14 protein-coding genes and 1 tRNA gene are annotated in these 16,141 nt (G+C 40.2%); 9 read left to right on the top strand and 6 right to left on the bottom strand.

The annotated features are described in order from the left end of the window. Positions 1-18: 18 nt before the first annotated feature. From yidC to BLW16_RS09965, 3 genes are all read left to right on the top strand, one after another. Complete coding sequence (gene yidC / locus BLW16_RS09975; RefSeq protein WP_090556431.1) at positions 19-1,821, top strand: membrane protein insertase YidC; 1,803 nt, start codon at positions 19-21, stop codon at positions 1,819-1,821. A 530-nt stretch (positions 1,822-2,351) separates the two neighbouring features. Continuing rightward, positions 2,352-5,144 (top strand): alpha/beta hydrolase family protein, encoded by a 2,793-nt coding sequence (locus BLW16_RS09970; protein ID WP_090556430.1) that lies wholly within the window; start codon positions 2,352-2,354, stop codon positions 5,142-5,144. Positions 5,145-5,236: 92 nt separating this feature from the next. Then, positions 5,237-6,478, top strand: a complete 1,242-nt coding sequence (locus BLW16_RS09965; protein ID WP_090556517.1) for a nucleoside recognition domain-containing protein — start codon at positions 5,237-5,239, stop codon at positions 6,476-6,478. A gap of 58 nt (positions 6,479-6,536) precedes the next feature. On the opposite strand, the gene BLW16_RS09960 is transcribed toward BLW16_RS09965, so the two are convergent. Together BLW16_RS09960 and BLW16_RS09955 are read right to left on the bottom strand one after the other, a co-directional pair. Beyond that, positions 6,537-6,776, bottom strand: coding sequence for a hypothetical protein (locus BLW16_RS09960; RefSeq protein ID WP_090556429.1), 240 nt, complete (start codon positions 6,774-6,776; stop codon positions 6,537-6,539). Between the two features lie 116 nt (positions 6,777-6,892). Continuing rightward, a complete protein-coding gene (locus BLW16_RS09955; protein ID WP_090556428.1) occupies positions 6,893-7,342 on the bottom strand; it encodes a PaaI family thioesterase in 450 nt (149 codons plus the stop codon). A gap of 45 nt (positions 7,343-7,387) precedes the next feature. Between BLW16_RS09955 and BLW16_RS09950 the strand changes: the two genes are divergently transcribed. Beyond that, complete coding sequence (locus BLW16_RS09950; RefSeq protein ID WP_090556427.1) at positions 7,388-7,795, top strand: OsmC family protein; 408 nt, start codon at positions 7,388-7,390, stop codon at positions 7,793-7,795. A gap of 49 nt (positions 7,796-7,844) precedes the next feature. Here BLW16_RS09950 and BLW16_RS09945 read toward each other — a convergent pair whose 3' ends face one another. Then, on the bottom strand, positions 7,845-8,210 hold the full coding sequence (locus BLW16_RS09945) for a response regulator transcription factor (RefSeq protein ID WP_090556426.1): 366 nt from the start codon (positions 8,208-8,210) through the stop codon (positions 7,845-7,847). A 117-nt stretch (positions 8,211-8,327) separates the two neighbouring features. Between BLW16_RS09945 and BLW16_RS09940 the strand changes: the two genes are divergently transcribed. Together BLW16_RS09940 and BLW16_RS09935 are read left to right on the top strand one after the other, a co-directional pair. Beyond that, positions 8,328-9,710, top strand: coding sequence for an exonuclease domain-containing protein (locus BLW16_RS09940; protein ID WP_090556425.1), 1,383 nt, complete (start codon positions 8,328-8,330; stop codon positions 9,708-9,710). A gap of 74 nt (positions 9,711-9,784) precedes the next feature. Then, positions 9,785-9,858 (top strand) — tRNA-Arg (locus tag BLW16_RS09935). Positions 9,859-9,964: 106 nt separating this feature from the next. Here BLW16_RS09935 and BLW16_RS09930 read toward each other — a convergent pair. Further along, entirely contained in the window at positions 9,965-11,047 is a 1,083-nt protein-coding gene (locus BLW16_RS09930; RefSeq protein WP_090556424.1) for a Fic family protein, read from the bottom strand. 283 nt (positions 11,048-11,330) lie between these two features. Here BLW16_RS09930 and BLW16_RS09925 point away from each other — a divergent pair, with 283 nt between their 5' ends. The 3 genes from BLW16_RS09925 to BLW16_RS09910 all read left to right on the top strand — a co-directional run bounded on the left by BLW16_RS09925 (position 11,331) and on the right by BLW16_RS09910 (position 14,023). Further along, a complete protein-coding gene (locus tag BLW16_RS09925) occupies positions 11,331-12,206 on the top strand; it encodes an AraC family transcriptional regulator (protein ID WP_090556423.1) in 876 nt (291 codons plus the stop codon). Between the two features lie 110 nt (positions 12,207-12,316). Further along, a complete protein-coding gene (locus tag BLW16_RS09920) occupies positions 12,317-13,207 on the top strand; it encodes an alpha/beta hydrolase (RefSeq protein WP_090556422.1) in 891 nt (296 codons plus the stop codon). 507 nt (positions 13,208-13,714) lie between these two features. After that, positions 13,715-14,023 carry a hypothetical protein gene (locus BLW16_RS09910; protein ID WP_090556420.1) on the top strand — a complete coding sequence of 103 codons (309 nt, stop codon included), beginning with the start codon at positions 13,715-13,717 and terminating at the stop codon, positions 14,021-14,023. 123 nt (positions 14,024-14,146) lie between these two features. Here BLW16_RS09910 and BLW16_RS09905 read toward each other — a convergent pair whose 3' ends face one another. Both BLW16_RS09905 and BLW16_RS09900 read right to left on the bottom strand, forming a co-directional pair. Continuing rightward, positions 14,147-14,998 (bottom strand): SDR family NAD(P)-dependent oxidoreductase, encoded by an 852-nt coding sequence (locus BLW16_RS09905; RefSeq protein WP_090556419.1) that lies wholly within the window; start codon positions 14,996-14,998, stop codon positions 14,147-14,149. Positions 14,999-15,591: 593 nt separating this feature from the next. After that, positions 15,592-16,041 carry a DoxX family protein gene (locus BLW16_RS09900; protein WP_090556418.1) on the bottom strand — a complete coding sequence of 150 codons (450 nt, stop codon included), beginning with the start codon at positions 16,039-16,041 and terminating at the stop codon, positions 15,592-15,594. Positions 16,042-16,141 lie beyond the last annotated feature (100 nt).

The following is a 16,141-nucleotide window of genomic DNA, read 5'->3' as shown; positions in this document are numbered from 1 at the left end:
CGCGTTTAAATAACAATAATGGATAGAAATACATTCACAGGATTATTCCTGATTATGATCGTTCTGGCAGGTTCATTCTACTTTTTCAAGCCCAGTGAGGCTGAAATGAAGAAAGAGCGTGAGCGGATCTCACTTGATTCTGCAATGAAAGCTGGTACTAAACCAGCAGCTCCGGCTAACCTGCCTGCGGCTGCTCCGGTAGTAGATTCATTAGCCTTGAAAGGTCCTTTCGGCACAAACATATCAGGTACGGCTACAACCAGCGTACTCGAAAACAGTGCCCTGAAATTAACCTTCAGCAATAAAGGCGGTAAAATTAAGTCGGTAGAGGTCAAAAGTGAAAAAAGTTACATAGGTAAACCTGTAGTGCTTTTTGACGGTGACGACAACAAATTCGGATTAAGCCTGAACATTGGCGGCAAAATGATCAGAACAGATGATCTTTATTTTACAGCCACCCAAACCGGCAACTCAATGGTGATGCGCGCAAATTACAGTGCGGATAAATACATTGAATTTGTTTACGGATTAAATGCCGCTGATGCACATGACGTTTCTTTTAATATCAACCTGAATGGTATGAACCAGGTGATTGAGAGGGACAGCATTGCGCTAAACTGGGAAACTGTACTGCTGCAGCAGGAAAAATCATTACAGGCAGAACAGCAGTATTCAGCACCATATTATAAATATGTTGATCAGAATCCAGACCACTTAAGTTTTGCAAAAGATGAAAGCCAGGAGCTGAACAAAGCCAAGATCGAATGGATCGCCTTCAAACAGCATTTCTTTTCAGCTGTGCTGATTCCCGCTGATCCATTTATAAAAGGAAATGTGAATGTAAAGATATTGACTGCTCCGGGTGAGATAAAAGGTTATACCGCTAACGTAAACCTGCCGTTCAACCAGCTTGCTGTACAAAACTATAAAATGAAGTTCTACTTCGGAACCAATCAGTTTGCAGTGTTAAAAAAACAAGGACAGGAACTGGAGAAACTCGTGGAAATGGGTTACTGGCCGCTGAAGTACATCAACAGGTTTGTGGTATTACCAGTGTTTAACTTCCTTGAAGGTTTTGGATGGAACTATGGCCTGATCATTTTAGTGCTCACCATCGCCTTAAAGCTGGTGCTGTCACCGCTGACGTACAAGTCGTACATCTCTATGGCTAAGATGAGAATATTGAAACCAGAAATGGATGAGATCAAAGCCAAAGTGGGTGAAGACAATGCTACATTGCTTCAGCAGGAATATCTCAAGTTATATAAACAGGTAGGTGTCAATCCATTAGGCGGATGTCTGCCGATGCTGCTTCAGTTGCCTATCGTAATGGCCTTCTTCTTCTTTTTCCCGAACCTGTTCGAATTAAGGGGACAAAGTTTCTTATGGATGCATGATCTTTCTACTTATGATGATTTCATCAAATTTGGATTTACTGTTCCATTTATTGGTGACCACCTGAGTTTAATGTGTGTATTGATGACCATCTCTACACTGATCTATACGTATTTCAATAACCAGGTATCTGGTGCAACAGGACAAATGAAATATATCGGTTATATTATGCCGATCGTATTCCTTGGTGTACTGAACAAGTACCCAGCCGGACTGAACTATTATTATTTCCTTGCCAACATGATGACCTTCGGACAGCAGTACCTGATCAAATCAATGGTTAACGACGAGAAAATTCATAATATCCTGAAGGAAAACAAGAAAAAACCTGAAGAACAAAAGAAAAAATCTAAGTTCCAGACTCGCCTGGACGATTATATGCGTCAGCAGCAACAGGTAAAAACACAGGAAAAAAAGAATAAATAATTCATTTATTCTTCTTCTTTAGAAAAACCGCCTTATTTAATGATAGGGCGGTTTTTTTATGACGGGCCTTCGCGGGTCAATACTCCCACTGATATACATAAGTCTGAGAATTCCACCGGTATTTGAGCCTGTTCCGGGTTAAAGACAGCAATGCAGTGTCGTTCCTGTAAATTGTGAAACGGTAGTTTTTAGGTTGTCCTGATAGCACAGGCTGATTCCGGCTGAAATGGCCTCCAGGTTTTTGAGAACAGCTGCAAAACAGGCACAACACAATAAAACATATTCTTAAATTTCGCAGACGAATACCCATATAATATCTTTATATCATAATGATGAAAACTGAAATGAAATTCCATAAACTGAATGACAATATAATTAGGGAAATGTATTCCGTATCATCATTTCAGTCTCCATAACGATTATGCATTTAGCTCAAAAAATGTAAAATTTGATATACTAATAGGATTTGTTGATTAAAAAATGCAATTTTTAAGCCTGAACAATATTAAATCTAAATTTATACTCATATCATGCATAAAAAGTTCACTATTATCCTCCTGTTTTTTGCAGCGACTGTCTTTGCCCAGAAAAAACCGCTTAACCATACGGTTTATGACTCATGGGAGAGTGTTGGTGTTAAACAATTGTCTGCCAACGGACAATGGGCAGGATATACTATTGTACCGCAGGAAGGAGATACAAAACTTTACCTCAGTAACCTCAGCACAACAACCAGAATCACAGTAGACAGAGGCACCCTGCTTAAATTCAGCGCAGATTCAAAATATGCCGCCTTCCAGATCCAGCCCCAGTTTGCCACAACCAGGATGGATAGGATCAAAAAGAAAAAACCTGAAGAAATGCTCAGGGATTCACTGGGTTTTATCAACCTTACTACAGGCGCCATTACAAAGATCCCGCGTGTAAAATCATTTAAAATACCCGAAAATGCGGGTGATTTTCTCGTTTACCAGAAAGAGCCGGCGGCAGACACCACCAAAAAGGCTAAGCCGGATGAGCCAAAAAAAGAGAATAAAGAAGGTTCAGACCTTATCCTGAGAAACCTGCTGACCGGCATTGACAGAACTTTCAAATATGTAACTGAATATGACATCAGCAAAAGCGGCAAACAGCTAATTTTCACGTCTCCCGGATCGAAAAAGGACAACACTGCAAAGGCAGGTGTATTCATCTTTAACACGGAGAAAGGCACGGTTAAAACTTTAGTGTATACCAAAGGCAATTACAAAGGCTTTATTTTTGATGAAGATGGTACACAGGTGGCCTTCCTGGGTGAAAACAGCCCTGAAAAATCAGAAATTAAGGACTACAGTATTTATTATAACTCGCTGACACTGGATACCGCGCAGGTTCTGGTAGACAATGAAATTGACGGACTCCCCGCCAAATGGACAGTAAGCGGAGACGGAAAACTAACTTTCAGCAAAGAGGGAACAAAGTTATTCTTCGGCATTGCACCACTGAAAAAAGCAAAAGATACCACACTGGTTGACTTTGAGAACGCCAAAGTGGACGTCTGGGGGTATAAAGACGATTATCTGCAGCCTATGCAACTAAAAAATGCGGATAAAGAATCAAAAAGAAGTTACCAGACTGTGATTGATATCTTCAGCAGTGACCCTAAGATCGTTCCGCTGACAGATATCAAACTGCCGGAAGCCACCATCGTGAAAGAAGGAGATGCCAGCTTCGTACTTGCCTCGACAGATTACGGAAACAGGGTACAATCACAATGGACGGGCTCTCCCATCCGTGATTATTATCTCGTAGATATAAAAACCGGCGTAAGAAAAAAGATAATCTCCGCTCTTGACGGATATGCTTCGCCCTCCCCCGCCGGAAATTACATCCTCTTCTTTGATCAAAAAACCTCCCTGTGGTCTGCATATGCAGTGGCCACTGGAAAAACAACGGTGCTCAACACTGATAGTAAAGTTAAATTTGCTGACGAGGATAATGATGTGCCGGATGATCCTTCAGCGTATGGTACTGCCGGCTGGACAGAAGAAGATAAACAAGTGCTGATTTACGACCGGTATGATATCTGGAGCTTCTCCCCTGACGGGAAATCTGCGCCAAAGACCATCACCAATGGCTTCGGGAGACAAAAAAAGATCACTTTCCGTTACGAACAGGTTGATCCTGAAGCGCGTTTCATTACCCGGAAAGATGACATTTGGCTCTCCGCATTCAACAACGACACTAAAGAAAACGGCTTTTACAGAACACATGCCGGTGACAGTAAGAATCCTGAACTGGCCGTCATGGCTAAGTTTAAGTATTCAAATTTAATAAAGGCCAAAGATGCCGAGCGGTACATCTATGACAAAGGAAATTATACCTCATCACCAAATATCTATGTATCTACAGATCTGAAAACTGAAACTAAAGTCAGTAATACCAATCCTCAACAACAGACCTATAACTGGGGCACAGCAGAACTCGTGAAATGGGCAACCCCAAAAGGATATCCTTCAGAGGGCATTTTATATAAACCAGAAAACTTCGACCCGGTAAAAAAATATCCGATGATTGTGTATTTCTATGAAAAACTTTCTGAAGGTTTATACAATTATATTCCGCCGGCCCCTACGCGTTCAAGACTGAATATCTCCTATTTTGTAAGTAACGGATACCTGGTATTTGCTCCGGACATCAGCTATGAAAAAGGATATCCGGGAAGATCTGCCGAAGAATTCATCAATTCAGGTGTAGAATCACTGAAGAAAAACAGCTGGGTGGACGGTAGCAAGATTGGTATCCAGGGACAGAGCTGGGGAGGCTACCAGGTGGCCTTTCTGATCACCAGGACCAATATGTATGCCGCAGCATGGGCAGGTGCCCCGGTGGTCAACATGACCTCTGCCTATGGTGGTATCCGTTGGGAAACTGGTATGAACCGCCAGTTTCAGTATGAAAAGACGCAAAGCAGGATTGGTGCAAGCTTATGGGAAAAACCAGAATTGTATATTGAAAACTCACCGTTATTCTCTCTTCCTAAAGTAAGTACACCGGTAGTGATCATGTCTAACGATGCTGATGGGGCCGTGCCATGGTATCAGGGAATAGAAATGTTCACCGGCTTGAAAAGACTGGGAAAACCATCATGGTTATTAAATTATAATAACGAAGCGCACAATCTCGAACTTCGTCAGAATAAGAAAGATATCCAGATCCGCGAACAGCAGTTTTTCGATTATTATTTAAAAGGCGCCAAAGCACCTGTATGGATGACAGGCGGCATACCTGCAACGGAAAAGGGAAAAACATGGGGTTTTGAACTTACTGATGATAAACCCTGAGACCGGCCTGACGGTACATTGTTAAAAAAAGGATCTGTATACTCATGAATACAGATCCTTTTTTTTACATTCATACCTTCAAACTAAAATTAATGGCATTAAATTATCTTTGGATTGCATTTTTCCTGGTAGCCTTTGTAGTTGCCCTCATCAGGCTCATCTTTTTTGGTGATACAGAAATTTTTAAACTGATCGTGGACGGTACATTTGAATCCGCCAAAACCGGGGTAATGGATATTGCACTGCCTCTTGTAGGCATCATGACCCTTTGGCTGGGCATTATGAACATTGGTGAGAAAGCCGGAGCAATCAACTTTCTGTCACGTATTATAGGCCCGTTCTTTAGCCGTATTTTTCCTGAAGTACCAGAAAATCATCCCGCAACAGGGCATATGGTAATGAATTTCTCGGCCAATTTGCTGGGACTGGATAATGCAGCCACGCCCTTCGGATTAAAAGCCATGAAGAGTTTACAGGAAATCAATCCGGATAAGGAAACTGCCAGCAATGCACAGATCATGTTCCTGGTATTGCATACCTCAGGCCTTACGCTGATCCCACTGGCAATCATGGCCCAGCGGGCAATCCTGGGGGCGGCCGATCCATCAGATATATTCATCCCCTGTATGATTGCTACTTATGTAGCCACTGTAGTGGGACTCATTGCCGTGGCAATCAAACAAAAGATCAATTTGTTTGACCGTGTAGTGATATCCTGGCTGGGCGGTATTACACTGGGTATAGCAGCGCTGATCTATTATTTCAGTAATTATTTAAGTAAGGAAGAGATCCAGATCGTATCAAAAGTAGCTTCCAACGTTATTCTGTTTTCAATCATCATCGCTTTTATTCTGGGTGCTGTACGCAAGAAAGTAAATGTATATGAGGTCTTTATAGAAGGCGCAAAAGAAGGTTTTACCACCTGCATTACCATCATTCCCTATTTAGTAGGTATGCTGGTAGCCATTGGAGTACTCAGAAATTCAGGAGTGCTGGGTTATATTGTTGACGGGTTCACCTGGTGTTTTGTACAGATAGGTATCAATACAGATTTTACTCCTGCGCTGCCCACAGCGATCATCAAACCACTCAGCGGAAGCGGCGCCAAGGCAATGATGGCAGATACGATGAAGACCTTTGGCCCTGATTCTTTCGTAGGTCGGTTGTCATGCATATTCAATGGCTCTGCCGACACCACTTTCTATATTGTAGCCCTGTATTTCGGTTCAGTAGGCATCAAACGTACGCGTTACGCCATTCCATTTGGATTGATAGCAGATCTTGCCGGAATCATTGCGGCAGTCTTTGTTGCTTACGTATTCTTTCACAAATAGATACAGCCGAAAAAGGGTCCGTGCTAAATCAGCACAGACCCTTTTTATGTGAATTTAGCTACGCTATCTGATGAACATTTAAATGGTTGATGATCTTTTCCAGAACACCGGGCTCAACATTTACATATTTAGATGATCTCCATGTTGAGGATGGCTTATCCAGCCAAACACAAAACGAATGGTATCCATCCATTATCACCGCGTAGGTTTCATGAAAATCATCCTGAATTCTCATGCAAAAACCTGTTACAGGCTTACCCTGTACATCAAACTCAAAGTTGAGATAATTACTTAACATACTCATATCTGGTTAGTTCATTTATCATAACAAATATGGGTGTCAAATGTTCAGTAAATCTTAAGCTGACAACATGTAATTGTTAACAAATTTCAGTTCAGTAATGCTATATCATTTTAGCTGTATGAATTAATTTTCAGCATATTAGCGTAGCCTCTGGCAATTAGCCTGTCCTTACCGGGAAGGGTCAGTTCACACTGTAAATTAATGATTGTTCTGCCGCGTTTTACAATCGCAGTCCGGGCGATAACCAGGTCGCCCTCCTTCGCTGTGGCAAAATAGTCAATCGCATTATTAATCGTGGTATACGGATCATGAAGATTCAGTGAATAAACTGTTGCCCCGATCAGGTCATCCATGATCCCTGCAGTCACTCCGCCATGCAGTGTTCCGGCAGGATTCGTCATTTCCTTTCTGATGATGTAACTGAATGCAAGTGCGCCCGGTTCAGCACTCACTACAGTTGGCCTGAGCCAGTTCATAAACGGGGAAACAGATGCAGTGTATTCCTTTCCAATAAAAGACTGCAGCATTTGTATACGTTCATTTATTATTGGTGGTTCCATAAATAAAATTATATATTGTAAATCTAAAAAAATAAAATATTTCGAATGGATGAAAATCAGATCACAGCAGTTACTGAATTAGATCAGACAAATTACCTGACTAAAGTTTATGCGGGAGGACATTTCATCTATGCAGATGAACCTGAAGAAGTTGGAGGAAAAGACGAAGGGATGACACCGGGAGCATTGTTGCTGGCAAGCTTAGGGAGTTGTACAGCGATTACCATCAGGATGTATGCTGACAGAAAACAGATTCCCCTGGAAGCTGTAAAAATTCATTTGACTATTTGTAAAGAGGAGGAGATGAGTGCTTCAACGAAGATCAGCCGTAAGATAGAGCTTACCGGTGATTTAACCGCCGAGCAGAGGAATAGAATGTTAGCGATTGCTGATAAATGCCCTATTCATAAGATGCTGATCAATCCAATAGAAATAGATACCGTTTTAGGATAATTCATCTGGAATTTAGTACGATTATATATATTAATTAGTACAGTTCTTATCAGGCAGCCAGCTGGGCCTTGACCATATCCACCAAACGATCAATATCAAAAGGTTTAGCGAGAAAGTTATCCGGCGCTCCCGGCATTAATAACAAATTGTTTAAATTATGGCTTGCAGAGATCATGACCACAGGAATCTTCTTGAACACTTCGTGTTCTTTTAAAGCCCTGCAAATATCTCTGCCGTCCAATCCGCCCAACATTACGTCCAGCAGGATCAGATCAGGGTCTGTTTCACCCACAAAATCAAATACCTGTTTGCCGTTAGCCAGCGTAAAAACTTCATAACCCTCATCTTCAAGTATAATCCTGATAACATCCAGAATGTCGTTATCATCATCCACCGCCAATATTTTCTTAGACATTATTTATCCCCATTTCATTTTGATCTATACCATTTACATGCCATTAGAGAATAATTTTAATAATCATTTTTATTACTAAATTTATTAGCACATTTGTATTTGAATATCAATTGATAAATGTTGTACGCAGTAGTAGATATTGAAACGACCGGCGGTTTTGCTTCCGGCAATGGGATAACGGAAATATCCATTCTTGTTCATGATGGTTCAAAAGTTATTGATGCCTTTGAAACCCTGATCAATCCGGAACAGGAGATCCCGTTTTATATAGAAAGCCTGACTGGGATCAGTAATGAGATGGTGCAGGACGCACCGTTGTTTGCCGATGTTGCTCCTCAAATATATGAAATGCTGCATGACAAGGTATTCGTTGCCCACAATGTGAATTTCGATTTTTCCTTCGTCAGGCACCAGCTTGCCCAGAGTGGTTTTGTCTTGGCCGGTAAAAAACTTTGTACTGTACGGATGAGCAGAAAGATCATTCCTGGTCATCCTTCCTACAGCCTGGGGAAATTATGCAGTTCACTGGGCATCCCCTTAAATGACCGTCACCGCGCAGGCGGCGATGCCGCAGCTACCGCTCTTCTGCTCTCCCTCCTGCTGGAAAACGATACGGAGGGACTGATCTCACTTTCATTGCATAAGGCATCAAAGGAACAGGTGTTGCCTCCAAACCTTTCAAGGGCCACCATTGACGCCTTACCGCAAAATCCTGGTGTCTATTATTTTAAAGACAACAAGGGTAAGATCATCTATATCGGTAAAGCTATAAATATTAAAAAGAGGGTGTGCTCGCATTTTTCAGGGAACAGTATCAAAAAACAAAGACAGGAATTTCTGAAGAACATTCATGAGATAGATTTTACAGTCTGTGGTACAGAATTGATGGCACTGATCCTGGAAGCCGCAGAAATCCAGAAGTACTGGCCCGAGAATAACAGGGCACTGAAACGTTTTGAGCAAAAATATGCCCTTTACGCTTTTGAAGATCAAAAAGGCTATATGCGGCTGGGCATCGATAAGTATAAAAAGAACTCCAATGCGCTGTTTACATTTAACAGTATACTTGCCGGACAAAGCATGTTAAGAGGAATGATCACTGAACATACGCTTTGTGAAAAGCTGTGTTTCATTCAGAAGAACAGGTCGTCCTGCACGGCCGTTGATACCGGTAACTGCCATGGCGCCTGCCAGGGACTCGAGCATCCATATAGCTACAACAGCCGCGTAAAAGCAGCAATTGCACACCTGAAATCTACCCTGCCCTCTTTTGCACTGATCGATGCAGGCAGAAATGATGATGAACAGAGCTGCCTTTGGATAGAAGAAGGCAAGTTCTATGGGATGGGTTATATTTCCTTTCCAACAGATGTGGCAGATATGGAAACGTTGAAGTCCTGCATAGAACCTTATCCCTCAAATGATTATATCCTGAATATGGTTTTAGATTATGCCGAAATGAATCCCAGTAAAAAAGTCATGCCGCTGAAAGAAGCTTAGACGACAGAAATCTGAAAATAGATTTGTTGATATTGCGCATAAATCCTATCTTTGGCGCTCCAACAGGGAAACACGCATCCATAGCTCAGCTGGATAGAGCAACGGTTTTCTAAACCGTAGGTCATAGGTTCGAATCCTATTGGGTGTACATCGTTAAAAACGGCTTCTAAATACATTTAGAGGCCGTTTCTTTGTTATATAAGAAGATGTGTTCAAAGTAATCTCGCCAATAAATCAGGCTATTTCTTTATATTCTATCTCTTTAATATTTGCATCAATTCAGTATTTAGATATAACTTTTCCTTCCCTACCATTTCACTTTTTAGAATACCTGCTTTTTCTAATTCATTTAAATAGCTCCCTGCAGTTTTTAGATTACCTAATCCAGCCTGTTCCAGAAATACTCTTTTGGTATAAGGTAATTTGAATAATACCTCCATCAGATCTTTAGAATATAATTTTGGCAATTCCTTTTGGATTCTTTCACCCATAGTTCTCATTAATCGTTCTATGCTGGCAATCTGTTCACGGCCTTTTATAGCTGTATCTTCTACCATATCAAGCATATAAAGTATCCAACTTTTCCAATCACCATTTTCAGTTACCCTTCGAAGGCTTAAATAATAATCTTGTTTATGTTTTATGATGTATTCACTCATGTAGAGGGCTGGTAGATCCAATAATCCTGTTAATTTGAGATATAACAGTATTATTATACGTCCGGTCCGTCCGTTTCCATCAATGAACGGATGTATAGCCTCAAATTGATAATGAATCAGCGCTAATTTTATCAATGGATCAATATCATCTTCAGTATGAATAAAGTCTTCAAGGTCTTTAAGTTTTTCTCTTATAATGTGCTCTCCTTCTGGCGGGGTATAAATTATCTGTCCGGTAGCTGGATTGGTAAGTTTCGTTCCAGGAGTATTTCTTATTCCAGATTGGTTCTCTTTAATGATTTGCATAATAGAGATAAACAAATTGGTATTTAAAACCTGTCGCTTATTTAATTGTTGAAAGCCATACCATAGCGCATCTTTGTAGTGAATCACTTCTTTGGTTGCAAAATTTTCTATCTTTCTATCAGAAATAGATGCCTTAAAAAGCTCATCCTGCGTAGTTATAATATTTTCAATAGCCGAACTTGCCTGGGCTTCCTGCAAATAGATAGTGTCAATAAACAATGTCGGATTAGGTAGATTAGTGATTGCGCCCTTTAATTCTGATAGCGCTCTACTTGCTAAAATAGTTTTCTTAAGTATTTCCACAGTTTCAATCTCAGCCTTTGGTGGCAAGGAAGGTAGATCGTTGAAAGGTTTTTCAGAATAATATACCATATTATATTAAATTTGAACAAGGGCAGTATACGCCTTCGTTATCTAATCAAAGTCGAATATACAGATTTTTCGCCCTCGTTACATTTTCAAGAGTAAAAATTACTCCTGTTCTTTAGATGTTGTAAATCCACCAGTCAATCACATCTGATGAGAGGGTTAGCTTAACTAAAGTATCATCCTATATATTGACCAATATCATCAAATCCTCAACAAAAAGGTTAAATTATAAATCAGTCTTAAACATCTAAATGATTAATTTTGCCTTTGTAATTAATGCAATACTATGATTCCAACCTACAGGATTGAAGATTTCCCATCTGATAAGAAGATTGAGAATTTATTTAAGTTGGCGCGGTTTGAAGATCTGTCATGGCCAAAAGATTTGGAGTGGCCACATAAGCACGATTTTTATGAAATCATTTGGGTTACCGAGGGAACGTTCACACATACTATCGATTATCACGATATTCCTATTAAAACAGGCACACTACTGATCACCTCTCCAGGTCAGATTCATTTATTAAGTTCGCCAGAAAAGGTGAAAGGTTACAGTATCGCTTTCACTGAGCAATTTCTGCTTACCCACCAGACACAGGAATCTATTTTTGAACTCACATTTTTGGAAGAGAGTTTTACTAAACCCTATTTATGTTTAGATGAAAATGCCAAAAATGAACTACGGGCAATTGTAGACCCAATTACAGAAGAGCTAAATAGAGAGGTGAAAGTTCCCTTAATAATTAATGGGTTACTGCTGGTTCTGCTCAATCGTATTCAGCGGTTAATGGGCACAGCACCTACCGAAACGTCAGACTCTTTCCATGTACAAGTCTATAAAAAGTTCAAAAAGTTGATAGAACAATATTATAGAAACGAAGCTGATCTGGCATTTTATGCGGATAAACTAAGCATCTCTGCCAATTATCTCAACAAGATTGTTAAGAACCTAACGGGTAAAACGGCAGGGGTTATGATCCGCGACCGTGGATTAGTGGAAGCAAAACGGATGCTGGTATACTGCAATCTTCCTATAGGTCAGATTAGTGAAGAACTTGGCTTTAATGATTTTTCTTATTTTTCCAGACAATTCAAAAAACAAGAAGGTTTGTCCCCAGCAGATTACCGTAAATCTATGTACAAGAAATATTTAAATCAATAAAAGGTTATCTAAAAATCTGGCATATAAAGTACCAATATTGAACCCTTATTTGCTAACGTATCTGTAGAGTCCATCCGAAATTTGCTGTCCTAATATTTAATGTTAACAGCATGAACAAAGAACTCAAAATTGCAAGAGATTATTTCAAAACTTACCTGGATCTTAATGCGCCAATTCCTGAATTACGGATTGCAGCAGATAAAATGTATGCTACTTTACCGGTAGCCGATGACATCACTTATGAAACTGTATCGGTAGGCAACCTGAAGGGAGAATGGACTGATTCTCCTGAAGCAAGAGATACCCATGTTTTATATTACATACATGGTGGCGCATTTCTTATTGGCAGTCCGGCAACATATCGTGGGGAAATCAGTGAGCTTGGAAGAGCCGGAAAAATGAAGACCTTTGCCTTAGACTACCGTTTAGCTCCTGAACATCCGTTCCCACAACCGTTAGAAGATATATTTGATGGATATCTTTGGTTATTAGAGCAAGGATATGATGCTAAAAAGATTATTATTTGCGGTGATTCTGCTGGTGGAAATGCAACCATTAATCTAATGCTATTTGCACGCGACAGGGGAGTACCTATGCCTGCAGGTGGAATTCCAATATCACCTTGGATTGACTTAGGTCAGACTGGAGAAACCTACCAGACAAGAGAAGGAATTGATCCTATAGTAAACCTTAAAGCTATTCAGGCACAAGCTGCCGCCTATTTGGGTGGTGCCAATCCTAATCTTCCACTGGCCTCTCCAATTTATGCAGATGTTCATGGTCTTCCACCAATGTATATAATTGTTGGCGAAGCGGAAGAAATGCTGAGTGAAGCCCTGACATTTACACATAAAGCTGCAATGGCAGGAGTTCATATAAGATTTGAAGTGTGGCCTCAAATGATACATAATTTTCCATTGTGGCACTCGTTGCTTCCTGAAGGAAGAGATGCTTTAAAAAAGGCGGGCGAATTTATGATGTCCTTGACAGGTGGCAATTAATGTCTGCGAATAGAATAGATTTTAGCTGCCTGTGGTTGGTAACCAAATCGAGTTTTATAAGCAATTTGACTACCAGTAGTTTTTTGAGTTTAATATTTTTATTAGCTTATGTAGCAATTACCCTTGAAGAAGGCAACGTTTTAGAAATATGAATCACAAACTAGAAATCATAAAACATCATTTTCTGTCATTCGAATCCAATATAGTTACTAGATTGGCACAATCAGATACAAAATGGTTCGATAAAGTTCGGTTTTGTTTACAAGTGAAATATACAGATCATTAATCATTGGCATATAAATCTCAGAATTCTAAAAAATTCATTTACATCAAAGATCAATTTCAAGGAACATATTCACCAAATATAGCTCTTTTTGGCGAATACGTTCCCCAAAAAGAGCTATATTTGGTGAATAAAAATTATTATGATAAAGAGATCTTTACAAAATATTTTAGAAACCAAAGTTGATTTTAAAAAAGCCATAGTTGTATTAGGCCCCCGACAGGTTGTTCGATGCCATTACTGCTGAGCATTATGGCTGGATTAATCGTGCAATACCCGATGCCGAAATAGACACATTCGTAGATCGCCTGGCACAAAACATTGCAAACTTACCTGAAAGTGTAATAGAAACAACAAAAAAAATATTGCCTCCAATCAGAAACGCAGAAGGGTTTCAATCGGAAAACGATGGTTGGGCTTCGTTGGTATATAATCCAGAGACAGCACGAATTATGAAAAAGGCAATACAAAATGGGGCACAGACTGTAGAGGGTGAATTAAAGCTTGAAGAAATCCTTAGAGCTTTAAAATAACATATTTTGTTAGCAGATGATACTCGATGGTCCAAATGAACAATCGGGTATCATCTACTCTGACAATCGGCTATTTTCAGACAACCTCAGTAAAATGTTCGGCAAAGACATTAAAGAATTATGTTATTTGGGTAATAAACCAAGCTTCTTACCAAGTATTCTGTCAATAGTCCGGCTGGGGAGCAATGATGGCAAAGTTGCATTCAGAAATCTGCCCTTTAATACTGTATAGCGTGCATGTGGTCTGGATACAATTAAGGCTGTGGCAATTACTTTGCCCACCTGTTCCGGGGAATAGCCTTTGCGACCACTTTCACTCATCCATTTGTTGAAGGTTCGGAAAGGTTTATCCCAAATTGTACCGTCAACATGGTCAAATGATGTATTTTCTAATTTATCCCAAGTAGCAGTGTTTACAGAACCGGGGCCGATGATGATCACATCAATTCCTATCATTTGCAGTTCCCTTCTCAAGGCCTCAGAAAAACCCTCAACACCATATTTGGCGGCAGAAAAGGCACCCATAAATGGAAAGCCCGTCTTTCCGGCTACAGAGCTCAGGTTAATAATTCGTCCCTTACTTCCAATCAGTGTCTGATCTGTTCCCAGCAACGGAGCAAACGCTCTTGTAACTGCAAACATACCCACAAGGTTGATGTCGATCTGTTTACGAAAATCCTCTACAGTCTGGAGCAGCAAAGGATCAGGCATTGAACTGCCGGCATTATTAACCAAACCATCCAGGGTTTTTCCGGCAAGACATTTACGTACTTCTATGGAAGCTGAAAGGATAGCATCATTATCCTGCACATCAAAAATCAGAGGCGTAAATGCCTTACCAAATTCCTTTTTCAATTGATGCCCATCATCTTCATTGCGCACACTCCCAAATACATGCCAGCCCTTTCCGATCATCACACCTGCCGTTCCACGTCCAATCCCTGTAGATACTCCGGTTACTACTACGTTCTTCATATTATTTCCAAATGATTATCATAACTATTAATTCTCGATACAATTACATAACGGAATTCACTAAGGAAATAGTTTGGGAAAATTCTAAATAGTAAAATTATTTTTCTAAGCGTGGTCTATGTGCCTTATCATCATTTGATATCTAGTGTACAGATACTGTCCTTCAACGTATCATTTTTACCATATCATCATACAACTGATATGTTTAAACTGTCGAGATCACACCTTTACTCCTATCGCTAAGACACACTTATCAAGGCATTAACCACGCTCTCCCTAAAGGTGGAAAGTTTACAAACACCGATTTCTTTCGCAGCAAGGTCTGGATTATATTAATGAATACCCCGCGGAACATTTATCATGGTGGATCACCTACGTTGGCGAAGATCAGCAGCCTGGAGGTAAATGTTTTTGAAGGCGCAATATTCCTCAGTCAACCGGGGTATATTCGGAGATGCATTCAATCCTGATGAGCTGCTAAATCCACAGCCAAATTAAAAAGGATGCTAACATAGATCAGTCAGTCCCCCCGGATCTCTTCAATAGAGAGATCCTAAAATTCCGGAAAGCAGATTGGTTTACCTTCCAATTCTTTATGCAACCGGTTTTTTCTTCATCGCCTGATCTACAGAATAAGGTCCTGATCCTGTAACCCAAAATAAGATAAGCAGTAATAATACGATCAGCGAAAGCCATAATTCTGAATTCAGCATCGTAAAACCTCTGGATATATTCACAAAGAATACTGCAACCAAAAGGATGGGAATCTGTATTACAGCAGCAAAACGGGTAAGCAACCCTATGGCAATCAAAATACCGCCTACAAGATGCACAAACCCTACTATATGAATGGCGACGCTTGCCATCATGCCTGAGAAGCCGAATACACTGTGCTGCACCAGCAGTTCCTGCAGTGCCTGAGTGTTGCTTACAATGGCAATTCCCTTACAAAAAATAAGTATTCCTAATCCCATGCGCACGAAGCCAAGTGCTTTAGCGGTATGCTGATCGCCCCACCGCTCAATTTTTTGAATAACAGTCATGATATTTCCTCCTGTTTATATAATGGTCTATTAAATCTACGAACAATATATAAGACTATCAAGAGTAACCTTCTAATAATCAACACAATTCAGCCATACG

The sequence above is a fragment of the Pedobacter hartonius genome (assembly GCF_900107535.1).
Taxonomy (GTDB): Bacteria; Bacteroidota; Bacteroidia; order Sphingobacteriales; family Sphingobacteriaceae; genus Pedobacter; species Pedobacter hartonius.
This window is presented reverse-complemented; position numbering and strand designations above follow the sequence as displayed.